Origin of the sequence: Roseitalea porphyridii (assembly GCF_004331955.1) — a bacterium.
In the GTDB taxonomy this organism is placed as follows: domain Bacteria; phylum Pseudomonadota; class Alphaproteobacteria; order Rhizobiales; family Rhizobiaceae; genus Roseitalea; species Roseitalea porphyridii.
The window spans coordinates 1,386,702-1,409,013 of sequence record NZ_CP036532.1 but is presented as its reverse complement, the minus strand read 5'-3'; the positions used below and the strand labels follow the sequence as shown (position 1 = coordinate 1,409,013).

At 67.1% G+C, this 22,312-nt stretch carries 20 protein-coding genes; 9 read left to right on the top strand and 11 right to left on the bottom strand.

The window, feature by feature from the left end; all coding sequences use genetic code 11:
• Window positions 1–117: 117 nt before the first annotated feature.
• Window positions 118–3,627 carry a PAS domain-containing hybrid sensor histidine kinase/response regulator gene (locus E0E05_RS06865; protein WP_131616044.1) on the bottom strand — a complete coding sequence of 1,170 codons (3,510 nt, stop codon included), beginning with the start codon at window positions 3,625–3,627 and terminating at the stop codon, window positions 118–120.
• Window positions 3,628–3,805: 178 nt separating this feature from the next.
• Between E0E05_RS06865 and mscL the strand changes: the two genes are divergently transcribed.
• Window positions 3,806–4,228, top strand: a complete 423-nt coding sequence (gene mscL / locus E0E05_RS06860; RefSeq protein WP_131616043.1) for a large conductance mechanosensitive channel protein MscL — start codon at window positions 3,806–3,808, stop codon at window positions 4,226–4,228.
• Between the two features lie 89 nt (window positions 4,229–4,317).
• A complete protein-coding gene (gene parC / locus E0E05_RS06855; protein WP_131616042.1) occupies window positions 4,318–6,597 on the top strand; it encodes a DNA topoisomerase IV subunit A in 2,280 nt (759 codons plus the stop codon).
• Window positions 6,598–6,619: 22 nt separating this feature from the next.
• On the opposite strand, the gene E0E05_RS06850 is transcribed toward parC, so the two are convergent.
• The 7 genes from E0E05_RS06850 to E0E05_RS06820 form a co-directional block, all read right to left on the bottom strand.
• Window positions 6,620–7,306: a response regulator gene (locus E0E05_RS06850; RefSeq protein WP_131616041.1), complete on the bottom strand. Its 687-nt coding sequence runs from the start codon at window positions 7,304–7,306 to the stop codon at window positions 6,620–6,622.
• A gap of 97 nt (window positions 7,307–7,403) precedes the next feature.
• The gene (locus E0E05_RS06845; protein ID WP_131616040.1) at window positions 7,404–7,724 is read right to left on the bottom strand and encodes a hypothetical protein; all 321 of its coding nucleotides are present in this window, start codon (window positions 7,722–7,724) and stop codon (window positions 7,404–7,406) included.
• Window positions 7,725–7,923: 199 nt separating this feature from the next.
• Window positions 7,924–8,463, bottom strand: coding sequence for a lytic transglycosylase domain-containing protein (locus tag E0E05_RS06840; protein ID WP_131616039.1), 540 nt, complete (start codon window positions 8,461–8,463; stop codon window positions 7,924–7,926).
• A gap of 114 nt (window positions 8,464–8,577) precedes the next feature.
• Window positions 8,578–9,357, bottom strand: a complete 780-nt coding sequence (locus E0E05_RS06835) for a peptidoglycan recognition protein family protein (protein WP_244597990.1) — start codon at window positions 9,355–9,357, stop codon at window positions 8,578–8,580.
• A complete protein-coding gene (locus E0E05_RS06830; RefSeq protein ID WP_131616038.1) occupies window positions 9,354–10,064 on the bottom strand; it encodes a J domain-containing protein in 711 nt (236 codons plus the stop codon). Before E0E05_RS06830 ends, E0E05_RS06835 begins: the two co-directional genes overlap by 4 nt.
• Before the next feature lie 72 nt (window positions 10,065–10,136).
• Window positions 10,137–10,430, bottom strand: coding sequence for a hypothetical protein (locus tag E0E05_RS06825; protein ID WP_131616037.1), 294 nt, complete (start codon window positions 10,428–10,430; stop codon window positions 10,137–10,139).
• A gap of 152 nt (window positions 10,431–10,582) precedes the next feature.
• Window positions 10,583–11,383, bottom strand: a complete 801-nt coding sequence (locus tag E0E05_RS06820; RefSeq protein ID WP_131616036.1) for an META domain-containing protein — start codon at window positions 11,381–11,383, stop codon at window positions 10,583–10,585.
• A 184-nt stretch (window positions 11,384–11,567) separates the two neighbouring features.
• Here E0E05_RS06820 and E0E05_RS06815 point away from each other — a divergent pair, with 184 nt between their 5' ends.
• Together E0E05_RS06815 and E0E05_RS06810 are read left to right on the top strand one after the other, a co-directional pair.
• Window positions 11,568–15,497 (top strand): hydantoinase B/oxoprolinase family protein, encoded by a 3,930-nt coding sequence (locus E0E05_RS06815; RefSeq protein WP_131616035.1) that lies wholly within the window; start codon window positions 11,568–11,570, stop codon window positions 15,495–15,497.
• 138 nt (window positions 15,498–15,635) lie between these two features.
• The gene (locus E0E05_RS06810; RefSeq protein WP_131616034.1) at window positions 15,636–16,688 is read left to right on the top strand and encodes a cytochrome-c peroxidase; all 1,053 of its coding nucleotides are present in this window, start codon (window positions 15,636–15,638) and stop codon (window positions 16,686–16,688) included.
• Window positions 16,689–16,779: 91 nt separating this feature from the next.
• Here the strand turns inward: E0E05_RS06810 and E0E05_RS06805 are convergent, their stop codons facing one another.
• Window positions 16,780–17,328 (bottom strand): cytochrome b, encoded by a 549-nt coding sequence (locus E0E05_RS06805; RefSeq protein WP_131616033.1) that lies wholly within the window; start codon window positions 17,326–17,328, stop codon window positions 16,780–16,782.
• Between the two features lie 26 nt (window positions 17,329–17,354).
• Window positions 17,355–17,858, bottom strand: a complete 504-nt coding sequence (locus tag E0E05_RS06800) for an EF-hand domain-containing protein (RefSeq protein ID WP_131616032.1) — start codon at window positions 17,856–17,858, stop codon at window positions 17,355–17,357.
• Window positions 17,859–17,996: 138 nt separating this feature from the next.
• Between E0E05_RS06800 and E0E05_RS06795 the strand changes: the two genes are divergently transcribed.
• From E0E05_RS06795 to E0E05_RS06775, 5 genes are all read left to right on the top strand, one after another.
• Entirely contained in the window at window positions 17,997–18,431 is a 435-nt protein-coding gene (locus E0E05_RS06795; protein ID WP_158629291.1) for a MarR family winged helix-turn-helix transcriptional regulator, read from the top strand.
• A gap of 122 nt (window positions 18,432–18,553) precedes the next feature.
• Window positions 18,554–18,985, top strand: coding sequence for a curlin (locus E0E05_RS06790; protein ID WP_131616030.1), 432 nt, complete (start codon window positions 18,554–18,556; stop codon window positions 18,983–18,985).
• A 73-nt stretch (window positions 18,986–19,058) separates the two neighbouring features.
• Entirely contained in the window at window positions 19,059–19,445 is a 387-nt protein-coding gene (csgH, locus tag E0E05_RS06785) for a curli-like amyloid fiber formation chaperone CsgH (RefSeq protein WP_131616029.1), read from the top strand.
• A gap of 192 nt (window positions 19,446–19,637) precedes the next feature.
• Window positions 19,638–20,054: a curlin gene (locus E0E05_RS06780; RefSeq protein WP_192900451.1), complete on the top strand. Its 417-nt coding sequence runs from the start codon at window positions 19,638–19,640 to the stop codon at window positions 20,052–20,054.
• Between the two features lie 158 nt (window positions 20,055–20,212).
• Window positions 20,213–20,812: a LysE family translocator gene (locus E0E05_RS06775; RefSeq protein WP_131616028.1), complete on the top strand. Its 600-nt coding sequence runs from the start codon at window positions 20,213–20,215 to the stop codon at window positions 20,810–20,812.
• A 3-nt stretch (window positions 20,813–20,815) separates the two neighbouring features.
• Here the strand turns inward: E0E05_RS06775 and E0E05_RS06770 are convergent, their stop codons facing one another.
• On the bottom strand, window positions 20,816–22,207 hold the full coding sequence (locus tag E0E05_RS06770; protein WP_210215771.1) for a serine hydrolase domain-containing protein: 1,392 nt from the start codon (window positions 22,205–22,207) through the stop codon (window positions 20,816–20,818).
• Window positions 22,208–22,312: the final 105 nt, after the last annotated feature.

The following is a 22,312-nucleotide window of genomic DNA, read 5'->3' as shown; positions in this document are numbered from 1 at the left end:
ATTAACGGGCAATTACTGCGAAAGTGAAAATTGAGATGGTTAATCCGGCGGGCTCAGCACCGAAATTTGGAGGTCGGCTCATTGTCGGGCTACGATCCGGGCGCCCTCTGTCCTGCCCTATTCGGCAGCGACGCGCGGCAGCGGCACCTGCGTCAGCATGGCGCGGAGGGCCGCCGGCTTGAGCGGCTTGTTGAGAAGATGCACGCCGGCGGACGAGGTTCGTTCGCGCAGTTCGCCGGACCGGTCGGCGGTGACGAGGACGGCGGTGATCTCCTCGCCATAGCGGGCGCGCATATCGGCGATCACGTCCATGCCGGTGCCGTCGTCGAGATGGTAGTCGGCTATGATCACCTGCGGATCGGCGCCATGCTCATCGAGCGCACGGGCCAGCATTTCGCGGCGGGGGGCTCCGATCACGGTCGCGCCCCAGCCGGTCAGCAGCACGCTCATGCCCGACAGGATCGTCTCGTCATTGTCGATGCAGGCGATGGTCAGCCCGGTCAGGATCGACCGGCTCGGGGCGGGCTCGGCGGGCCTTGGGGCCGGAGCGGCTTGCGGCGCCGCCTCGACGGTCGGCACGGCGACCTTGAAGGCGGTTCCGCGACCCGGCGTCGATTCCAGCGCCACCTCCAGGCTCAGCACACGCGAGATCCGGTCGACGATCGAAAGGCCAAGGCCAAGACCGGCGGCGATGCGCGCACCGTCCGACAGCCTCTGGAACTCCTCGAACACCCGCGCCACCTTGTCGGGCGCGATGCCGATGCCCGTGTCGTAGACGCCGATCACCGCGTCATGATTGTGCCGGCGCACACCGATCAGGACGCGGCCCTCGTGGGTGTACTTGACCGCGTTGGAGACGAGATTCTGCAAAAGGCGGCGCAAAAGGTTGCGGTCGGTCTCGACGATCAGGCTGGTCGGCACGAGGCGGATCTCGAGGCCCTTCTCGCGCGCCATCGGCGCGAAATCCGTGCGCACCTGTTCAAGCAGATCGATCAGCCGAAAGCGGGTGGGGCTCGGCGTCAGCGCGCCGGCATCGAGCCGGGAGATGTCGAGCACGGCGCCGATGATGTGCTCGACCGATTCGAGCGCGGAATCGATCTTGTGCGCGATCTCGCGATTGGTCGCGTCGGCCTGCCCGCCCATGCGCTCGACCAGCGAGGAGGTGTAGAGCCGCGCGGCGTTGAGCGGTTGCGAGATGTCGTGGCCGGCGGCAGCGAGAAAGCGCGTCTTGCCGATGTTGGCCTCTTCGGCGCGGCGGCGGGCGACGGCCAGTTCCTCGTTGACTTCGGTCAGTTCGGCCGTGCGCGCCTGAACCCGCATCTCGAGGCTCTCCTTGGTCCGCTTGAGCGCCTCGTCGGCCTCCACCCGACCGGTGATGTCGGTGTAGGTGATGACGAGCCCGCCGTCGGGCATCGGGTTCGAGCGGATTTCGAGAATGCGCCCGCTGCGGCCGAGCGAGAGTTGCCAGGCGCGGCGGAACCGAGTGACGTTCTCGACAAGCTCGCGCTCGGCCTCGACGGTGATCTGCCCGCCCTCGACCAGCGTTCCGGTGATCGATTTGAGCGGCATGCCGAAATTGCCCATTTCGGGCGGCAGGCCGAGCAGCCGCCGGAACTGCCCGTTCCAGTTGGTCAGCCGGTACTCGCTGTTGAACACGGAAATGCCCTGATCCATCTGGTCGAGCGCCTTCTGCAGAAGGTCACGGTTCTGCTGCAACGCTTCGGATGCGTCGTCGAGAAGCCGCACCGTCTCGCGCGACGAGGCGCCGTCCTTTTCGAACAGCAGCGACAGGACGAGCCGGGCCGACGACGAGCCGATGGCGCTGGCGAGCACCTGTTCGGCATAGCGCACCACGGAGATGTCGGTCGTATCCGATCCGACCAGCTTGCGGCCCTCGCGCAACTCGAAGGTCTCGAACGCGCGTTCCATGCGCGCGGTGCCGACATAGCGGGCGATGGCGCCCTTGAGTTCGTCGATGGTGGTCGTGGTCCGGAACCGCTTGAGGCCGATCGTCTGCTGGGTCTCGCGCGGCACGAAGGTGACCGCCTGGATGCGTTCGAGCGGCGTCGGCACGCGCGACAGCGAGCCGCCGACGAGAAAGGCGATGTTGACCGCCAGCGACCAGAAGACGCCGTGCACCAGCGGGTCGAACTGGACCCCGAAGAGCTGGCTGGGCCGAAGTATGGCGATGCCGAGCAGGCCTTCGCGCACGATCTGCGAATCGGCGCCGGCCAGATTGGGCAGCAGCAGCGTGTAGGCCCAGACGATGAAGCCCGACGCCATCCCAAGAAACGCGCCGCGGGCATTGGCGCCGCGCCAGATCAGGCCGATCAGGAAGGCCGGCGCGAACTGGGCGATCGCGGCGAACGATAAAAGTCCGATCGATGCGAGTTGCGCCGTCTGGTCGGCCTGCCGGTAATAGACGAAGGCGGCGAGGATGATCACCGCCATCGCGACGCGCCGGATGCTCAGGATGATCTGCGACCAGTCGCTCGCCGCCGAACGGGCGGCCGCGCCCTTGCGCCACAGCAGCGCCGGCAGCACGAGGTCGTTGGACACCATGATCGCCAGCGCCACCGAGGCGACGATCACCATGGCGGTCGCCGCCGACAGCCCGCCGATGAAGGTGATCAGCGCCAGAAGGTCCAGGTCGGCGGCAAGCGGCAGCGCCAGCAGGTACATGTCAGCCGGCACGTCCGGCCCCAGATGGATCATGCCGGCGACGGCGATCGGCATGACCAGCAGGTTGATGGCGATCAGATAAATCGGAAACAGCCAGGCGGCGCGGCGCAGTTCGACGTCCGAGCGATGCTCGACCACGGTGACGTGGAACTGGCGGGGCAGCATCAGGATCGCGCAGGCGCTGAGCAACGTCATCACCAGCCAGGTCTCGCCGGACGTGCCCTCCGACAGCGATCGCGCGACCGCCGGGTCCGACCGGAACGCCTCGGCGATCGGCTCCATGCCGCCGAAGATGAAGAACGTGATGGCAAGGCCGACCAGCAGGAAGACGAGCAGCTTGACGACCGATTCGACCGCGATCGCCGTGATCAGCCCGTCCTGGTGCTCGGTCGCATCGGCATGGCGGGTGCCGAACAGCGCCGAAAAGACCAGCAGCGAGGCCGCGACGACGAACGACACGTCGAGCGTCAGCGTGGCGGGATAGCCGCCCGTGCCGTCATAGTGGCTGACCATCAGCGTGACCGCGTTGGAGACGGCCTTCAGCTGCAGCGCGATGTAGGGAACCGTGCCGATGACGGCGATGCAGGCGGCGAGCGCTGCGACGTGCATCGACTTGCCGTATCGGGCGCCCAGAAAGTCGGCGATCGAGGTGATCCGCTCGGACTTGGACAGGTGGACCACCCGCCGGACCAGCGGATAGCCAAGGGTGAAGACCAGGATCGGCCCGAGATAGATGGCGAAGAACTCGAAGCCGTCGCTCGCGGCGAGGCCGATGGAGCCGAAGAAGGTCCATGAGGTGCAGTAGACGGCCAGGCTGAACGCGTAGATCAGCGGTCGCGGGCTGCCCGGCGGGACGGCGCGCGAACGCCGGTCGCCATAGGCGGCGACCGCGAACAGAATGGCCAGATATCCGAACGCCGACAGCGCTACCAGCCAACCCTGCATGCACCACTCCCGATCCGGCGCGCATTCAAGCAGAGCGCACCATCGATGTCTAACCACACTCAATGGCCGTCGGTGCCGAATTGCCGTTCCACGCGGGCATCAAGTGCTGTAGTGAGCGCCGGCGGCATTTTCTGGTCCGCCGCGATCGTCTTTCGAGCAACCGACAAAGGGGGCGCACATGCTCAAGGAATTTCAGGAATTCATCGCCAAGGGCAATGTCATGGATCTCGCCGTGGGCGTGATCATCGGGGCGGCGTTCGGCGCGATCGTCACGTCGCTGACCGGCGATGTCATCATGCCGATCGTCGGAGCCATCTTCGGCGGGCTCGACTTCTCCAACTATTTCATCCCGCTCGGCGCGGAGGTCACCGCGGGTTCGCTTGAAGCGGCCCGCGAACAGGGCGCCGTGCTGGCCTATGGCGCCTTCCTGACCGCCGTCATCAACTTCCTGATCCTCGCCTTCATCATCTTCCTGATGGTCAAGGCGGTAAACAACATGAAGCGCAAGCAGGAAACCGAAGCCGAAGCCGCGCCCGCCGCGCCGGCGGAGGACGTGGTGCTCCTGACCGAAATCCGCGACCTGTTGCGAAAGCAGGCCTGAGCCAGGACGCGCCGCGCGATCCCCGGCCCCGCCGGGGATCGCTCAGCGGCTCGCTTGCTGCGAATCGCGCAAGCCGGTAACCAGAAATCATGTCGAAAACCGTGCAACCGCCGGGCGATGGCGACGGCCCCGGGCGCGAGGTCGAGCCGATCGACCTGAAGTCGGCGCTCGAGGAGCGCTACCTCGCCTACGCCCTGTCGACGATCATGCACCGGGCGCTGCCCGATGCGCGCGACGGCATGAAGCCCGTGCACCGGCGCATCCTCTACGTGATGCGGCTGCTGCGCCTCAATCCCGAGGCCGCCTACCGCAAGTGCGCCAAGATCGTCGGCGACGTGATGGGTAACTTTCATCCGCACGGCGACCAAGCGATCTATGACGCGCTGGTCCGGCTCGCCCAGGATTTCTCGGTGCGCTATCCGCTGGTCGACGGCCAGGGCAATTTCGGCAACATCGACGGCGACAGCCCAGCCGCCTACCGCTACACCGAAGCGCGGATGACCGAGGTCGGCACGCTGCTGCTCGAGGGCATCACCGAGGACGCGGTCGACTTCCGACCCAACTACAACGAGGAAGACACCGAGCCGGTCGTGCTGCCGGGCGCGTTCCCGAACCTGCTCGCCAACGGCTCTTCGGGCATCGCGGTCGGCATGGCGACCAACATCCCGCCGCACAACGCCGCCGAAATCTGCGAGGCGGCGCTGCATATGATCAAGTTTCCGAACGCGACGATCGAAAAGCTGGTCGAGTTCGTGCCCGGCCCGGACCTGCCGACCGGGGGCATCATCGTCGAGCCGCGTGCGAACATCCTCGAAGCCTACAAGACCGGTCGCGGCGGTTTCCGGGTGCGCGCGCGCTGGCACAGGGAGGAGACGGGTCGCGGCGGCTACCGGATCGTCGTCACGGAAATCCCCTATCAGGTGCAGAAGTCGCGGCTGATCGAGAAGATCGCCGAACTGCTGATCGCCCGCAAGGTGCCGCTGCTGGACGACGTGCGCGACGAGAGCGCCGAGGATGTGCGCATCGTGCTCGAACCGAAGTCGCGCTCGGTCGACCCGGACCTTCTGATGGAGTCGCTGTTCAAGCTGACCGATCTGGAAAGCAGGCAGCCGCTGAACATGAACGTGCTTTCCGGCGGGATCGTGCCCAAGGTGATGAACCTGCGCGAGGTGCTGCGCGAATGGCTCGATCATCGCCGCGACGTTCTGGTGCGCCGGTCACAGCACAGGCTGGCCAACATCGAAAAGCGGCTCGAGGTGCTTTCGGGCTTCCTGATCGCCTATCTGAACATCGACGAGGTGATCCGCATCGTCCGCTACGAGGACGAGCCGAAGAAGCAGCTGATGGCCGCGTTCGAGCTGACCGAGGTGCAGGCCGACGCGATCCTGAACCTGCGGCTTCGCGCGCTGAACAAGCTCGAGGAGGTCGAGATCCGCAAGGAATTCGACCAGCTCACCGAGGAAAAGGACCAGATCGAACGGCTGCTGGCCTCTGAGGACGCGCAGTGGAAGACGATCGCCTGGGAGATCGGCAAGGTGCGCGACCGGTTCGGCAAGGAGACCGAGCTGGGCAGGCGCCGCACCTCGTTCGCCGAGGCGCAGGAGATCGATCTCGAAGCGGTCCAGCAGGCGATGATCGAAAAGGAGCCGGTCACCGTCGTCGTATCCGACAAGGGCTGGATGCGCGCCATGAAGGGTCATCAGATCGACCCGTCCACGCTGACCTTCAAGGAGGGCGACACGCTCAAGACCGCCTTCCCCGCCCACACGACCGACAAGGTGCTGGTGTTCACGACCACCGGCAAGTTCCACACGATCGGCGTCGACCGGCTGCCCGGCGGGCGCGGCCATGGCGAGCCGATCCGGCTGATGGTTGACATGGACAATGACGCCGACATCGTCACCGCCTTCGTGCACAGGCCCGGGCGCAAGCTGCTGGTCGCCTCGTCGGCCGGCAACGGCTTCGTCGTCGGCGAAAGCGATGTGAGCGCCAATACGCGCAAGGGCAAGCAGGTGATGAACGTCAAGATGCCCGACGAGGCGCGCATCTGCAGGACGATCGAGACGGCCGAGGGCGGGGCGGCACCCGACCATGTGGCGGTCGTCGGCGAGAACCGCAAGCTGCTGGTCTTTCCGCTCGATCAGGTGCCCGAGATGACGCGCGGCAAGGGCGTGCGGCTGCAGCGCTACAAGGATGGCGGCATCGGCGACGCCAAGGTGTTCGCGATGCAGGAGGGGTTGAGCTGGCAGGATTCGTCCGGCCGCACGTTCACCCGGTCGAGGGACGAACTGGCCGAATGGATGGGCGTGCGTGCCGGCGCCGGCCGGATGGTGCCCAAGGGCTTCCCGCGTTCGGGCCGGTTCGGCTGAGCGGAACGGGCCCTGGCCGGCCTCAGGCGCTGGCCGTACTGTCGCCTTCGCCGCCGCGCAGCATCTCGCTGCCGATCTTCGACAGGCGGATGACGGCCTGGGTGCGGCTGTCCACGTTGAGCTTCTGCAGCACCGCCGAGACATGCGCCTTGATGGTCGCCTCGGACACACCGAGTTCGTAGGCGATCTGCTTGTTCAGAAGGCCCTCCGCGAGCATGCCGAGCACTCGCGCCTGCTGCGGCGTCAGCGTGCGGATGCGGCTGATCAGGTCCTCGACCTCCGGGTCGTGCTCACGGCCCAGATCGATATTGTCCGGAATGGCGACCTCGCCATCGAGAACCGCCTGAACGCTGGAACGGATCGCCTCCGAGCCGGCCGACTTGGAGATGAAGCCCGATGCGCCGAGATCGAGCGCCCGGCGCACCGTCGTCGGATCGTCGCTCGCCGAAACCACGACCACTGGAACCGCGGGATAGGAGGCGCGCACGGCGACCAGCGCCGACAGGCCGCTCGCGCCCGGCATGGTCAGATCGAGCAGCAACAGGTCGAGATCGTGCTCGCGGTCGAGCACGGCGATCGCCTCGTTGAAGTCGCCCGCCTCGATCATCGTGGTGTTTGCCGGGCCGCCATTGATGTGCCCGACGAGCGCCGACTTGATGGCGTCGCGGAACAATGGATGATCGTCGGCTATGCAGATTTTCGTTGTCATGACCGCCCTCCCCGAACGCCTGCGGCGCAAGTCAAGCGTGATCGGTCGACTCGCGTGACAACCGCCTCGGCATTTAGAGGGGTTGACAGGCCGGGCGTCAAGTCGCCGCAGAACGCGAGGCGGCAAGCCGTCTGCGCAATTCGGGCAGGCGGACGACGAACCAGACCACCGCCCAAAGATTGCCCAGGAACGGCAGAGGCACGATCCACAGCACCGCGCGCCCACCCCTTTCGAAGAAGGCGATGACGATCGCGGCCAGGAAGAAGCCCAGATAGAGGTCGGCCAGCGTGACCAGTCCCCACGGGTCCGCCGTGATCGCATCGAACGACGCCCAGAACTCGGCCGCGAAGAACGCCCACAGGATGAGCGCGGCGAATGCCGCGCCCGACGCCGCGATGATGACGCGCAAGATGGTCAAGGCCTGCCTCCACTGTTTGACCGCTCGGGCCTGAGCCAGAAGGTAGGCACCGGCCCGCCGCGTCAATGGCCTATCGTCTTGGAACGGTGTTTGCGGCGCGCTGCGACCCGTCCATACGGGGTCGACCAATCATGAGTGGATTCAACGGGTTAGCCTAGGTTTACCGATCCGGGAGAGGCGGTCGCCGGCACCAGATGCCTTATTCGCCAAGGATTCCGGAGACCTTGTTGCAATAGCGCTGCGAGACCGGGTTCATCGATCGCGCGGCGTGGCCGGCATTGTAGCGCAGGATCGTGCCGCAAGTGGTGCCGCCGGCAAGCTGGTGCGCGCCGCCGAGATATTTCATGCCGTACTTGATGTTGGTGGCCGGGTCGTAGAGCCCCTTCGCCGAGCCGCCGTAGCCCATCATGCGGGCCGTGGCGAGCTTGATCTGCATCAGACCGATCTCGCCGGCCGCGCCGCGCGCATCGGACCTGTAGCTGCTTTCCGAATAGATGACCGCATGGGCCAGTTCGACCGGAACCTCGTTGGCCGCCGCGTGTTGAGCGATCAGCTTCGCGAACGGGCGGTCGTCGCCTGCCGCCTTGCTGACCGGATTGTCGATGGCGAGCGCCAGTTCGCTTGCTTCAGGCGTGGCGATGTCGGTGTCGGCCGCAGCCATGTTGCCGGTCGTCTCGCAGCCGGCGACCAGGGTGAGCGTCGCCAGCAGGCCAAAAAGGCCAATCGTCTTTGCATTCATGGAAAAAATCCGCTTTCTGGGTTGAAGCGCGGACCAACAGGGCGAATGGGGCGCTTGTGCGCCGCAACAAGTCAAAGTGGAAGACAGCGCGTAACACCGCGCGAGGCCCGGCGTTCAGCCAAGCGACGGGTAGAGCCTCAGAACCCGGTTGAGCGTCTCGATCGTCGACATGTCGGCGATGCCGTCGACGCGCGCGGGACGGTGGCGCCGCTGAAACGCCTCGATCTGGATGCGCGTCTTCTCGCCAAAGACCCCGTCCGGATCGGTGTCGAAGCCGTAAAGGCCCAGCATTGACTGAAGCGCCGCCACCGGTTCGCCCACATCACCGGGCGCGAAGAAGCGCCCTCCTCCGACCGGAACCGGCGCGGCATGGATCGCGGCTCCCGCCTCGGCCAGCCTCCCCCATGGAAAGCGCTCGCCCGGATCCTGCTTGCGGCCGGGCGCCACGTCCGAATGGGCGATCACGTCATGCGCGCCGATGCCGTGGCGAGCCATGATCGCCGCCACCAATGTGACGACGGCCGCGATCTGCGGCTCGGGATAGTCGGGCAGGCCGAACGCGTGACCGCCATTGGCGATCTCGATGCCGACCGAGGCCGAATTGACGTCCGCGATGCCGCGCCAGAACGATCGGCCGGCGTGCCAGGCGCGCTTTTCTTCGGGCACCATCTGGACGATGCCGCCATCCTCGTGGACGAGGTAGTGGCTGGAGACCTCGCTTTCGGGCGCGCAGAGCCAGTCCTCGGCGGCCGGTCCGGTGGCCATGCCGGTATAGTGCAGGACGATCAGATGCGGGGCATCGTCGGTGCGCCGCTCGCCGAAATTGGGCGATGGCCGGACGGTCGCGCCATCGATCTCGGCGTCGAACGGCGCCAGGGGTTCCGGGCCACTCATCGCCGCCGGAGTTCCGGCTCGACCCTGTCCCAGGCCGCGTTGATCGCCGCGATGCGCTCATGGGCGATGGCGTGGAACTCGGCCGGAACGCCGCGCGCGGCCATCGTGTCGGGATGGTTGTCGCGCACCAGTTCGCGATAGCGCCTGCGCGCATTGGCGTAGGCGGTCCCCGGCTCCAGGCCCAGAATGCGCCACGGATCGCCGTCACCGACATCGACGTGGCGGGCGCGAATCCGGTCGAATTCGGCCTCGGTGATGCCGAAGATCGCCGCCACGTCCGACAGGAACGCCAGTTCCTTTTCGTGCACGAGCCCGTCTGCCTTGGCGATGTGGAACAGCCCGTCGAGAATGTCGCGCAGCATCGGGCAGTCGGGCTGGCCCGAACCGCAAAGACCTGCCAGTTGCGCCGCGTAGCTCTGGTAGCCGGCGACGTCGCGCTTGGCGAGGTTGTAGAGGCTGGCGACCCTTTCGGCTTCCTCGTCGGGGATTTCGAAGATCTCGCGGAACGCGTCGACCTCGGACGTGGTCACCACGCCGTCGGCCTTCGCCATCTTGGCGGAAAGCGCGATCATGGCGACCGAGAACGCCACGCGCGCCCGCGTCTCCGGGTCGCCGGCGAACACGGTGCGCACCTGCTCGACCAGACCGCCGAGCGCATTGCCCGCCGTGCCGGATACGAAGTCGGAAATGCGCACCCAGATCGACATGCCGCCTGATAGATCACGGGCGGCAAAATTGTAAGAGGAGCCTCGCCTGGACGGCCCCGGAACGACCGCGCGTCAGTTCTGCGTGTCGTCGTCCGTTTCGGCGTCCGTCTCGGTTTCGAGCTCGGTTTCCGTATCCGTTTCGGGATCGGCTTCGGCGTCGGTTTCGATTTCGGCGTTCGGGCCATCGAGATTGTCGCCCGTCTCGTCCGAATCGACGCCGGCCGGAGCGGACTCGTTCACCGCATCCTCGACTTCCTCGGTCGTCTGGCCGAGTTCCTCGTTGGCATCGTTCTCGGCGGCCTCTTCGCCGCAACCGGCCAGTGCGATCAGGGCGGCCGCGGCGGCGGCGGTCATGAGCTTGCGCATCGGGTGGTCCTCCTGCTGGCGACGCCCGTTGGCGCCGTGTTTCGAACCACCCAACGTGGCCGGCCGGCAAAGGTTGCCGGCCGTCCCATCAGTGCGATCAATCCGTGTTTCGCCGCGTAGGCCCGCGTGAAGCGCAGCGTCCGCGCGCGGCCCTACTCGGCGGCAGCTCGGTCCAGCACGAGCACGGCATTGCCGTCGGCATCGGACAGGGTCAGCGTGTCGCCATCGATCGCGTAGGCCGACGCCGATTGCAGGGCTTCCAGGAACTCGGCCTCGGCGGCCATCACCGCTTCGGCGCACGCCATGCGGGTCGAGGCCAGCGGGCCGATTTCCAGCGCGCCCTCCTCGCCGGCCTCGAACGTGCCGGTGAAGCTGTTGCAGCCCGAATTGCCGGAGATCTCGCTCGCCCGGAAGGCGACGAAAGCACCATCGGCGTCGGCCCATGCCCAGCGCGTGCCCGCAAGCGGACCGGCAAGGCCGGCGGCGGCAAGCGCGTTCTCGGCCGTTTCGGCCGCGCCGGCGCCATCGGCGGCTCCGGAAAGCCCGTTCGCCGCATCCTCGAGCGCACTCGCGGCATCGTCGGCGAGCTGGCGCGCGCCCTCGGCCGCCTGCCCCGCGGCCTCTTCCGCATCATTGCGCAGGCGCGACGCCGTCTCGCCCGCGCCCTGCGCCGCCTCATTCGCCGTTCCGGCCATGTCACGAAGCGTCTCGCCGGCCTCCTCGGTCGCCGCCCGGGCCGCCTCGCCGGTCTCGCGCGCGGCATCGCCGATCGCGTCACCGGCCTCGCCCACCTCGCGTTCGACCTCGCTCTCCGTTTCGGCGGGGGCGGGCTCGGAGGCTTGTTCGGTCGTCGTTTCGGCGGGTGTCCGGGCCGCCTCCTCGTCTTCACCGCCGCAGGCGGCAAGCGTCAGCAGGGCCAGCACGCTGACAGATGAAACGAGCCATTTCTTCATTTTCGTCTTCTCCTTTGGGCCATTGGCCATCGCCGCATGGGCGGTCGCGGGGGCGTGGTCGCGCCCAATTGTGTCGAAACCATGCGGCCCGACACGGCTGACGTAACGTCAATCACGGCGCTCCGTGGTCGGTTGCCGGTGGCGGCGAATTCGGCCATGACGGTGCGGTGCAAGGGAGTTGGCGATGACGAACGGGCAGTGGGATTTCTGGATCGACCGGGGCGGCACCTTCACCGACGTGATCGGCCGCGATCCGGGCGGCGCGCTGCACGCACACAAGCTTCTGTCCGAGAACCCCGAGGCCTATCGCGACGCGGCGGTGCAGGGGATTCGCGATCTTCTGAAGCTCGAGCAGGGCGCGCCGCTGCCGCCTGGCCTGGTGCGCACAGTGCGGATGGGCACCACGGTCGCGACCAACGCGCTGCTCGAACGCAAGGGCGACCGGACGCTTCTTCTCATCACGCGCGGGTTCGGCGATGCGCTGCGCATCGCCTACCAGGCCCGCCCGGACATCTTCGCCAAGCAGATCGTGCTGCCCGAACAGCTCTATGAGCACGTGATCGAGGTGCCCGAGCGCGTGCTGGCCGATGGCACGGTCGAACACGCGCTCGATCCCGAATGGCTGCGGCCCGGCCTGACGGCGGCGCGCGAAGCGGGTATCGATGCGGTCGCCATCGCCTTCATGCACGCTTGGGCGCATCCGGCGCACGAACGGGCGGCCGCCGAGCTCGCGCGCCAGATGGGCTTTGCGCAGGTTTCCGTCAGCCACGAGGTATCGCCGCTCGCCAAACTCGTCGGACGCGGCGACACGACGGTGGTCGATGCCTACCTGTCGCCGATCCTGCGCCGCTATGTCGAACAGGTGGCGGATGAACTGGGGATCGGCGTCGATAGCCCCTCACCCTCACCCTCTCCCCGCCTGGGCGGGGAGAGGGAGACCTCGGCTTCTGCTCCCGATCGGCTGGTCGAGGAGGCAAACGTCAGCACCTCCCCTTCTCCCCGCACGCGGGGAGAAGGTGGGCCCGAGCAAAGCGAGGGGTCGGATGAGGGGCAGCCGGGAACCCGCCTGCAATTCATGATGTCCTCAGGCGGGTTGACCGCGGCGGAGACCTTCCAGGGCAAGGACGCGATCCTGTCGGGCCCGGCCGGCGGTGTCGTCGGCATGATCGAGACCGCGCGCGCCGAGGGGTTCGATCAGGTGATCGGCTTCGACATGGGCGGCACGTCCACCGACGTCGCCCATTTCGCCGGCGACTACGAGCGCGCCTTCGAGACAGAGGTGGCCGGCGTGCGCATTCGCGCGCCGATGATGGACATCCACACGGTCGCCGCCGGCGGGGGCTCGATCCTGAAATATGAGGACAAGCGCTTCCAGGCCGGACCGGCCAGCGCCGGTGCCAATCCGGGGCCGGCCTGCTACCGGCGCGGCGGGCCGCTGACCGTCACCGACGCAAACGTTATGACCGGAAAGCTCGATCCGGCCTTCTTTCCGGCGATCTTCGGGCCGGGGCGGGACGAGCCGCTCGACGCCGATATCGTGCGCGAGAGGTTCGCCGAGATGGCCGAAACGATCGGCGACGGGCGCTCTCCCGAGGAAGTGGCCGAGGGCTTCCTGACCATCGCCGTCGAGAACATGGCCAATGCGATCAAGAAGATCTCGGTGCAGCGCGGCTACGACGTGACCGAGTATGCGCTGAACTGTTTCGGCGGCGCCGGCGGGCAGCATGCGTGCCTGGTCGCCGATGCGCTGGGGATGGACGCGGTGCTGATCCATCCGCTGTCGGGCCTACTGTCGGCGTACGGGATCGGGCTGTCGAAGACCTTCGCGTCAAGACAGCACGCACTTGTCAAACCACTTGAAGACGGCACGAAGGCGGAAATCCGGAGTCTTCTGAATCGCTTGCGGGAAGAGGTTGAGGAAGAGCTGCAATCGCAGGGCGTCGCCAGCGATGCGATCGAAACCCGCGCGAGCCTGCATATCCGCTATGACGGCACCGATACGGCGCTCGAGGTTCCCTATGACGGCGCGGACATGGAAGCGGCGCGCGCCGCGTTCGAGGCCGCGCACAAGGCACAGTTCGGCTTCATTACGCCGGGGCGCGCGCTGGTGGTCGAGGCGGTGGGGCTCGAGGGCGAGGATTCGACCGACAACACCCCTCCCCTCGAAGCGCAGGACGCCCCCGAGCACCGCCCGGAACCCGCCCGCACGAGCCGGATGTTCTCGGGCGGCCAATGGCGGGAGGCGGGCGTCTACCGTCGCGATCAGGGCAAGGTGGGACCGGGCGCGCGTGTGGCCGGTCCGGCGATCCTGGTCGAGGAAAACCAGACCATCATCGTCGAGCCGGGCTGGGAAGCGCAGGTGACGATGCGCGACACGGTGGTGATGCGCCGGATCGCGGCGCGGCCGGCCGTCGCGCCGATCGGCACCAAGGCCGACCCGGTCATGCTCGAAGTGTTCAACAACCTTTTCATGTCGATCGCCGAGCAGATGGGCGTGACGCTCGCCAACACAGCCTCGTCGGTCAACATCAAGGAGCGGCTGGATTTCTCCTGCGCGGTGTTCGATGCCACCGGCGCGCTGGTCGCCAACGCGCCGCACATGCCGGTGCATCTTGGCTCGATGGACCGGTCGGTGGAATCGATCATCCGCCAGAACCCGGACATGAAGCCCGGCGACGTGTTCGCGCTCAACGCGCCCTATAATGGCGGCACGCACCTTCCGGACATCACGGTGGTGACGCCGGTGTTCAGGGAGGGGGCAGCCTCCCTCCCCCTTGAGGGGAGGGTCGCTGCAAGCGAAGCGCAGCAGCGGGGTGGGGGACCCGGCGCCGAACCCGACCCCCCCACCCGTCCCGGCGCTGATGCGCCGGTCCACCCTCCCCTCAAGGGGGAGGGAGAAACTCCGCGCATCCTCTTCTTCGTCGCCTCGCGCGGGCACCATGCCGATGTCGGCGGCATGGCGCCGGGCTCGGCGACGCCGCGCGCCACCCATGTGGACGAGGAAGGCGTGCTGATCGACAATTTCAAGCTGGTCGACGAGGGCACGCTGCGCGAGGACGCCTTTCTCGACCTGATGACAGATCATCGTTACCCGGCGCGCAATCCCAGGCAAAACCTTGCCGACATCGTCGCTCAGGTGGCGGCCAACGAGAAGGGCGTCGCCGAACTGCGCAAGATGGTCGGCCATTTCACCCTGCCGGTCGTCGAAGCCTATATGCGGCACGTGCAGGACAATGCCGAGGAAAGCGTGCGCCGCGTGATCGACCGGCTGAGCGATTGCGAGGCGACCTATCCGACCGATACCGGCCAGCAGATCAAGGTGCGCATCTCGGTCGACCGTAACAAGCGCGAGGCGACCGTCGACTTCACCGGCACCTCGCCGGTCGAGAAGAACAATTTCAACGCGCCCGAGCCGGTCGCCCGCGCCGCCGTGCTTTATGTGTTCCGGCTGATGGTGGAAGGGCCGATCCCGATGAATGCGGGGTGTCTTAAGCCGATCAACATCGTCATCGAGGACGGCTCGATGCTCAAGCCGGCCTATCCGGCCGCCGTCGTCGCCGGCAACACCGAGACCAGCCAGCACGTCACGAACTGCCTGCTGCAGGCGCTTGGCGCGGTCGCCAACGCGCAGGGCACGATGAACAACCTGACCTACGGCAATGCCCGCCACCAGAATTACGAGACGATCTGCTCGGGCGCGCCGGCGGGCGTGATGAACGATGGCCGGCCGTTCGCCGGCGCCTCGGGTGTCCACACGCACATGACCAACACGCGGATGACCGATCCCGAAGTGCTCGAGATGCGCTATCCGATCGTCGTCGAGGAGTTCTCGATCCGCCGCGGCTCGGGCGGCGGCGGCGCCTGCCGGGGCGGCGACGGCACACGGCGCGTACTGCGCTTTCTCGAGGACATGGAGTGCGCCATCGTCTCCTCGCATCGCACTGTGCCGCCCAAGGGGCTCGATGGCGGCGGCGACGGGCAGCTCGGCAAGACCGAGATCAGGCGCCTCGATGGCACGCTCGAAGAGCTCAGGCACGCGGACCAGACCTCGGTGAAGGCGGGCGAAGCGGTGATCGTCACGACGCCGACACCAGGCGGCTACGGAGCCGGGTAGGCCGCGCTCGAAAGGCGCGAAAAGGGCCGAAACGGGGGCATGCCTTGACCTGCGTCAAGGATCGCCTCGGACGACGCGACGGAATGTGGGGCGCGCATCGAAACGCGGTGCGCTCCGACGAATCGTAGCGAGGTCATCATGGCATCCCTTTTTCGCTCCATCCTGGCGCTGTCCGTCGCCACCGCGGCGCTGACGGCCTCGGCAAACGCCAACGAGCTGCGCGAGACGGCGCTCGAGATTTTCGATCCCGTGCCCTCGACCCTTCCGGCGCTGGAGGGCAATCCTGTCACGCCCGAAAAGGTCGAACTGGGCAAGGCGCTGTTCTTCGATCCGCGCATGTCGTCTTCGGGCGTCTTCTCCTGCGCCTCGTGTCACAACCTGGCGACGGGCGGTGACGACAACATGCCGACCTCGATCGGCCATGGCTGGCAGACCGGCCCGCGCAACGCGCCCACGGTTCTGAACGCGGTCTTCAACGAGGCCCAGTTCTGGGACGGCCGGGCGGCTGATCTCGCCGAACAGGCCAAGGGTCCGGTGCAAGCCGGCGTCGAAATGGCCAACACGCCCGAGAACCTGCTCGCCACGCTCAATTCCATGCAGCAATATGTCGACTGGTTCGAGGCCGCCTTCCCCGAAGAGGGCGAACCGGTAACGTTCGACAATTTCGGCCGCGCGGTCGAAGCCTTCCAGGCCACGCTGATCACGCCGGCGCCCTTCGATGCCTGGCTGAACGGCGATGACGCGGCGATGACCGAACAGCAGGTCGAAGGACTCGAGGTCTTCATCAATGCGGGCTGCGCGAGCTGCCATTCGGGCGTGAACCTTGGCGGCAACGGCTATTATCCGTTCGGCCTCGTCGAGCGTCCAGGGGCCGACATCCTGCCGCCCGACGACAAGGGCCGCTACCAGGTCACGGCGACGGTGGACGACGAGTATGTCTTCCGCGCCTCGCCCCTGCGCAACATCGCGGTCACCGCGCCCTACTTCCACTCGGGCAATGTGTGGGATCTGCGCACCGCCGTCGTCGTGATGGCCGAATCGCAGCTCGGCGCCGATCTGGCCGAAGAAGAGATCGATGCCGTGGTCGCCTTCCTCGACGCGCTGACAGGCGAGGTGCCGGAAGTGACCCTGCCGCTGCTGCCCGCCGAGACGGCCGAAACGCCGCGTCCGACCGGCGAAGTGCTGGAATAGGCGGCCAGTCACGCGGTCACATCGAGGCCAGCGCCCGCAAGGGCGCTGGCCTATTCTTTTCTCGGGCGCCTTCGTGACGGCGGCTCGGCGCTCAGTTTCCGGTGCCGAACCAGATCCGGCGGAACAGACCGTCCTTCTTGACCCACTGGTGCCAGGCGAACGCGGCGACGTGCAGCGCGATCAGCGCCATCAGCAGGTTCGCAAGGACCCAGTGCGCATAGCGCGGGGCGTAGTCCCAGAAGTCGGCCGGCAGCGGATCGCCCGAGCCGCCGAAGACGATCGGGCCGAGCCCGGCCGCGATCGAAAGGGCGATGCCGGACGCGGCCATCGCGATCGCAACGGCGTAGAGCGACCAGTGGGTAATCACGCTCAGCCTGTCGAGCAGCGCGTTGCCGGTCACGGCGTGCGATGGCTTGGCGGTACGGGTGCGCACGACAAGCCGCACCAGCATCAGCAGCAGGATCAGCACGCCGATCGACATGTGCGCCCGCAGCATGAAGATCTTGTCAGGCTCGGTGTTGGGCGTGTTCTCGAGCAGCAGGCCGCCGGCGACAAGGGCGACGCCGAGCATCAATGCCAGCAGCCAACGCAGCGTGACGAGCGCGGGGTGGTAACGGATCGGTTGGGTGCGAGCGGACATGGTCGGGTTTCCTTTGCCGTGCGCCGTCAATTGGCGCGATAGTCGATGTCGGGCCGGATGGCCGCGCGCATGGCGACGATGATGCCGAAGCTCTGCAGGAACTCCTCCTGCGAGAGCAGCCCGTCCTCGTCGATGTCGGCGCGCTGGAAATCGGCATTGATCGAGGAGCGCATCTCGCCGTCGGTCAGCACGAAGTCGGCGTTCCGGTCCCAGAAGCTGAAAACGATCTTGGTCGCGGTGATGAAGGCGTCCGGCCTGCCCTCTTCCTCGGCGACCTCGCCGAATCCGGTGTCCCAGGCCGAGAACTCCTCGAACGTGACCTTGAGATCGTTGTCATAGTCCATGCCGGCGAACATGCCCGCGCGGAAGCGCTCCATGTCGCCCATGTGGATGTAGCCCCTGCCCTCCTCGTCGATCGACGCGAAGGTCTGCTCGGCGACCTCGCGGCCGAATGTCGGCGCCTCCTGGGCGAAGGCGGGCGCGGCGATGCCTGCCAGCATCAGCGCCAGAGCGGTTGAAACGGATGTCATCGCTGCCTCCTTCTGCGTGCCGGCGGCAAGCGGCCGGCGATTGCGATGTCCTTCCATTATCATGCAATCGCAATTGTTGCAATTGCAAATATTGTGTTCGCGAGATAATTTGACGACTGAACGGCTATGGACACACGCATGCGCGCCAGACAGACCCGCGAGGCCTCGATCGGCTGGATGATCCAGAGGCTGGCCCGCCGGCTCGACGATGCAATGAACGCGCGCCTCGCCGAGTACGGGCTCAACCTGCAGCAGTTCGCGGTCATGATGACCGTGCTCGAGCATGGCAGCCTGACCCAGGCCGAGATCGGCCGGCGGTTCGCCATGCCGGCCTATGCGATCAGCCGGGCGATCGACGGGCTCGAACAGGCCGGCCTGATCGCGCGCGAGGCACATCCCACCTCGCGCAGGGCGCACCAGATCACGGCGACCGAAGAAGGGCTGGCGCTGGCGCCCGCGCTGTTCGACCTCGTCGGCCAGATCAACGCCGACCTGACGCAGGACCTCGGCGGCGACGACGCCGACCGGCTGCGCAGACTGCTGTCCGAGACGATGAAGGGCACCGCGCTCTGAAGCGTCCGACATGGTGAACGCAATCTGAACACCGGGTTCAGCATGGGTTCCGCCGGCTTCTCCTAGACATGGGTCAACGCCGCTCAAGGCGTCGCAAAAAACCCAAGTCTGAGGAGACCAAAATGACCCGCAAACTCATCATCGCAGCTTCGCTCGCCATCGCTTCGGCTTTCGCCGCTCCGGCCATGGCCAACGACGTGACCATCGACCAGTTCGGCTTCGGCAATTCGGCCGGCGGCGGCCAGACCGGCATCGCCAACAAGCTGGGCGTGTTCCAGGACGGCGCGTTCAACAACGCCATCACCGAACAGTTCGGCATCGGCAACGAGGCCGCCACCGGCCAGAGCGGCTTCAACAATGATGCCCAGATCGGCCAGTCGGGTATCGGCAATGCCGGCGGTGTCGGCCAGTTCGGCGACAACCACAACGCCATCCTGACCCAGGACGGCAACGGCAACGTCGCCGCCGGCGTGCAGGTCGGCAATGGCTGCGACGCCGACGTCGCACAGGCCGGCAGCGGCAACGTCGCCGCCTTCGTCCAGACCTGCCCGTAAGGACCGGACCCCTTCAAACGCGCCGGAGGGGCCTGAGGCCACCTCCGGCGCATCGGTACGAAAGGAGACCGACATGACCCGCAAACACTTCATGGCAGCCGCCGGAATACTCGCGGCGGGCCTGGCCACCGGATGCTCGGCCATCGCCGGCGACACCAGCTCGGACGATCCCGTCCGCTGCGAAATCGTCGCCGAGAACCGCGGCAACATGGTCCAGCTCTCGGGCCTGATGCACGCCGACACGGAGATGGACGGCAGCTATCGGTTCATCGTCAAGAGCGCCGGCGCCGGCGGCAACACGAACATCTCGCAGGGCTCGCGCTTTCACGCGGGGCCGAGCGGTCCGACCACGCTCGGCATGGTGATGCTGTCGGCCGGCGGCGCCTACGACGTCACGCTCGACGTGGAGGCCGGTGGCGAACGCTTCTCCTGCGAGGAGCGCCTCGGCGGCCGGATCTGACGCAAGGCGGCCCTGCCCGCCACCCCGCCACCGCAGCGAACGCCCCGTCCTCCCGGCGGGGCGTTCGGCGTTGGCGCGATGCAAACATGGTTAACGCCGGATGAACGGCCGGTTCCGACCCGGTTCAGCGGCCTCGCGGCATGGTCGGATCAGCCATTGGGGCAGACCCAACAAACCATGAAGGAAACCGACATGACTCGCATTCACACATTCTCGCTCAAGGCCGCGCTCGCCGCCCTCGCCCTGTCCGCCCCTGCCGTCCTGCCGGCCGGCCCCGCCCATGCCGGCGGCTCGGTCTCGGTGTCGATCGCGCCCGGCTCGGCCGACGCCGAAAAGGCGATGCGCGCAGGCCTTGGCATCTATGCCATCGCCAACGGCATCAAGAACGGCTCGATCAGCCAGAACGGCATCGGCAACGCCGCCGGCCTGATCCAGAACGGCGCGGGCAATCTGGGCATCGTCCACCAGGACGGCGACGGCCACACCGGCACCCTGACCCAGAACGGCGACGGCAACGCGCACGGGCTGTTCCAGTTCGGCGAAGGCACCGAAGGCCACGTCACCCAGTCCGGCGGGCAGACCGGCGCCACCTTCCAGTTCGGCTGGTAATCTGTCGTCCTTCTCCCGACCAGCCGCTGGAGCGCCCGCGCGATCATCCCGTCGCGCGGGCGCTTTCCATTGCGGCCCGGCGGACCGGCCGGCCGGCAAGTATCGGGTGGCGAGCGGTGCCGATGCGCGGCAGATCCTTGGCGGCAAAGGAGCTGCCGATGACCGTCGAAACCGCGATCGCGCTGATCGTCTTTCTGTTTCCGCTGGCCTTTTCACCGGGGCCCGGCAACATGTTCTTCGCCGCCAACGGCGCGCGCTTCGGCCTTGCAAGCTCAGTTGCGGCGAGCGCGGGGTATCACGTGGCGACCGTGATCGTGACGGCCCTGATCGGCCTTGGCTTCGCCCGCGCGGCCGACCTGTCGCCGGCGCTGTTCACGGTCGTCAAATATGCCGGTTCGGCCTACGTTCTGTGGCTGGCGCTGAAGCTGATGCGCGCCGGCCGGCTCGATCACGTGGCCGAAGCCCGCCCGGCCGGCTTCGTCGACGGGGCCGTGCTGCTGCTGCTCAACCCGAAGGCCTATGTGATCATCGCGGCGATGTTCACCCAGTTCATCCCGGCGGGCGCGACCGGCGCGGTGACGCTCGTCATTGCCATCTCCGTGCTGTTCACGCTGAACAATCTGGTCGCCTTCACCGCCTGGACGGCGCTTGGCGACAGGATCTCGGCACGCTTTCGCGACGCCGGCGAGGCACGACGTCTCAATCTCGTCTTCGGCGCGATGCTGGCGCTGGTGGCCGTCTGGATGCTGCTGAGCTGATCCTCACTCGGCGGTCGCCGCGATCACGGCGTCGATCAGGTTGGCCACCTTGTAGCGCTGGTCCGAAGGCGTCAGCCCGAGCCGGACGACGACCAGATCCTCCGACGGGATCACCGAGATCGACTGGCCGTCATGGCCGTTCATGTAGAACCCGTCGGCCGGCAGTTCGGGATCGTCCCCGCCCATCCACGCATTGGCCGGCCGCAGCCACACCTGGCCGCGGCCATATTCGCCGCCCGAAGCCGGATGGGGGTCGACCATCCAGTCGACATAGCCGACGGGCAGCAGCGACCGGCCGTTCCAGACGCCGCGCTGCGCCATGAACTGGCCAAAACGGGCCCAGTCGCGCGCCGTCGCATACATGTAGGACGAGCCGACAAACGTGCCCGCCGCGTCCATCTCCATCACCGCGCTCGCCATGCCGAGCGGGCCGAACAGCGCGGTGCGCGGATAGTCGGCCGCCATCGCCGGATCGTCGAGCGCGTCCATCCATTGCCGCGCCAGCATGACCGTTGTGCCCGAGGAGTATTCGAACACCTCGCCCGGCCCGGCCGATGTCTCCGCGTCGAGCGGCATGGACGCGGCGAACCCCGCCATGTCGGGCTCCAGATAGAGCATGCGCAGAACGTCCGAGACCGAGCCGTAACTCTCGTTCCATGCAAGATCGCTCGCCATGCCCATCATGTCGGCGATGGTGATCGCGCCGCGGCCGCTATCGGTCCAGCCTTCGAAGTCCGCGGGCTGCGCGACCTCCATGTGCCCCTCGCGCACGGCCCGGCCGATCAGCGCGGCGGTCACGGTCTTGGTCACCGACCAGCCGAGCAGCGGCGTATCGGGTCCGAAGCCGTCGCCGTATCGCTCGGCGACGATGCGCCCGTCCCTGACGATCACGACGGCGCGCATGCCCGGGCCGACGAGGGCGGGATCATCCAGCACAACGGCCAGCGCGGCATCGTCCGCCGGCTCGACCAGGCCGCCCTCGGGCCAGAGCACATCCGGCGCCGGTTCGGCGACCTGCGGCGGGGCGTCTACCACCGCCAGCCGATCTCGGTCGCCACCGGATAGGGTCGTGCATCCCCGGCCCGGCCGGTTCACCGCCACGCCGCCGCCGGCAATTCCGAACAGGCCGGCGCGCACGGTTCCTTCCGAGTCGTCGACATCGACCCGCATCAGGCGCAGCAGAGGATGGCCGGGCGCCTGCACGTCAACGGCGAGCACCTCGTCCGGATCGCGGCCGGCGAGGAAGAAATTCGAGCAGACGATCTTGGCCGAATAGTTGGCGCCGATGCGGATCAGGTCCGGCGGGGCGACCACCAGGTAGACGATGGCTCCGAGGACGAGGACGGCCAGGGCCGCCAACACGAGACGCACGATCCGCATGAGGCTTCCTTTCATGGTTAACCGGCGTTTAACGACGCCCGCGCCATGGTCAAGCACGAGGGCGCAGGGGTGGAAATCGGCCGGGCGCGCGGTATAAACCCGAAAGGGGCGATAGGACAT

What these genes read in the sequence shown, in the direction of transcription:
- E0E05_RS06865 (WP_131616044.1), bottom strand. Translation starts at nt 3,627, where the DNA reads ATGCAGGGTTGGCTGGTAGCGCTGTCGGCGTTCGGATATCTGGCCATT.
- mscL (WP_131616043.1), top strand. Translation starts at nt 3,806, where the DNA reads ATGCTCAAGGAATTTCAGGAATTCATCGCCAAGGGCAATGTCATGGAT.
- parC (WP_131616042.1), top strand. Translation starts at nt 4,318, where the DNA reads ATGTCGAAAACCGTGCAACCGCCGGGCGATGGCGACGGCCCCGGGCGC.
- E0E05_RS06850 (WP_131616041.1), bottom strand. Translation starts at nt 7,306, where the DNA reads ATGACAACGAAAATCTGCATAGCCGACGATCATCCATTGTTCCGCGAC.
- E0E05_RS06840 (WP_131616039.1), bottom strand. Translation starts at nt 8,463, where the DNA reads ATGAATGCAAAGACGATTGGCCTTTTTGGCCTGCTGGCGACGCTCACC.
- E0E05_RS06835 (WP_244597990.1), bottom strand. Translation starts at nt 9,357, where the DNA reads ATGAGTGGCCCGGAACCCCTGGCGCCGTTCGACGCCGAGATCGATGGC.
- E0E05_RS06830 (WP_131616038.1), bottom strand. Translation starts at nt 10,064, where the DNA reads ATGTCGATCTGGGTGCGCATTTCCGACTTCGTATCCGGCACGGCGGGC.
- E0E05_RS06825 (WP_131616037.1), bottom strand. Translation starts at nt 10,430, where the DNA reads ATGCGCAAGCTCATGACCGCCGCCGCCGCGGCCGCCCTGATCGCACTG.
- E0E05_RS06820 (WP_131616036.1), bottom strand. Translation starts at nt 11,383, where the DNA reads ATGAAGAAATGGCTCGTTTCATCTGTCAGCGTGCTGGCCCTGCTGACG.
- E0E05_RS06815 (WP_131616035.1), top strand. Translation starts at nt 11,568, where the DNA reads ATGACGAACGGGCAGTGGGATTTCTGGATCGACCGGGGCGGCACCTTC.
- E0E05_RS06810 (WP_131616034.1), top strand. Translation starts at nt 15,636, where the DNA reads ATGGCATCCCTTTTTCGCTCCATCCTGGCGCTGTCCGTCGCCACCGCG.
- E0E05_RS06805 (WP_131616033.1), bottom strand. Translation starts at nt 17,328, where the DNA reads ATGTCCGCTCGCACCCAACCGATCCGTTACCACCCCGCGCTCGTCACG.
- E0E05_RS06800 (WP_131616032.1), bottom strand. Translation starts at nt 17,858, where the DNA reads ATGACATCCGTTTCAACCGCTCTGGCGCTGATGCTGGCAGGCATCGCC.
- E0E05_RS06795 (WP_158629291.1), top strand. Translation starts at nt 17,997, where the DNA reads ATGCGCGCCAGACAGACCCGCGAGGCCTCGATCGGCTGGATGATCCAG.
- E0E05_RS06790 (WP_131616030.1), top strand. Translation starts at nt 18,554, where the DNA reads ATGACCCGCAAACTCATCATCGCAGCTTCGCTCGCCATCGCTTCGGCT.
- csgH (WP_131616029.1), top strand. Translation starts at nt 19,059, where the DNA reads ATGACCCGCAAACACTTCATGGCAGCCGCCGGAATACTCGCGGCGGGC.
- E0E05_RS06780 (WP_192900451.1), top strand. Translation starts at nt 19,638, where the DNA reads ATGACTCGCATTCACACATTCTCGCTCAAGGCCGCGCTCGCCGCCCTC.
- E0E05_RS06775 (WP_131616028.1), top strand. Translation starts at nt 20,213, where the DNA reads ATGACCGTCGAAACCGCGATCGCGCTGATCGTCTTTCTGTTTCCGCTG.
- E0E05_RS06770 (WP_210215771.1), bottom strand. Translation starts at nt 22,207, where the DNA reads ATGAAAGGAAGCCTCATGCGGATCGTGCGTCTCGTGTTGGCGGCCCTG.